We start from the raw sequence: 275 nt of genomic DNA, 5'->3' as shown, positions 1-275 counted from the left end.
TTGTCGAAATCAGGTTTAGCCTGGTGTGGTTTACCGTTGAACTCAGCCCGTTTCTTTTTGCTCCAGCTCGCTGGCATCGGCAGAATGAAGGTGACATGTGAACCGCTTTCCGGCAGCTCAACACCCCGCAGACGAACTTCATCACAGAAAGCCCGGTAACGCAGAACCTCGGGGCGTTTTTTCCATTTGTCAGCACGCGTCATTCTGGGCTTGCCCATTGGGGTGATATCGTAGACTTTCACATTCACCTCCAGATCCGTTGTTGCCAGGTTCTG

The 275-nt window shown here is 52.4% G+C and carries 1 protein-coding gene; it reads right to left on the bottom strand.

Annotated elements, in window-relative coordinates; translation table 11 throughout:
* A partial coding sequence (locus tag OGV74_RS00765) for a RusA family crossover junction endodeoxyribonuclease (RefSeq protein ID WP_502873936.1) occupies positions 1–242 on the bottom strand: 242 nt, incomplete at its 3' end.
* Positions 243–275: the final 33 nt, after the last annotated feature.

Source organism: Citrobacter sp. Cf116 (assembly GCF_030336505.1).
In the GTDB taxonomy this organism is placed as follows: Bacteria; Pseudomonadota; Gammaproteobacteria; order Enterobacterales; family Enterobacteriaceae; genus Citrobacter; species Citrobacter freundii.
The sequence above is the reverse complement of the archived record's forward strand: the minus strand, read 5'-3'. Positions and strand labels throughout refer to the sequence as shown.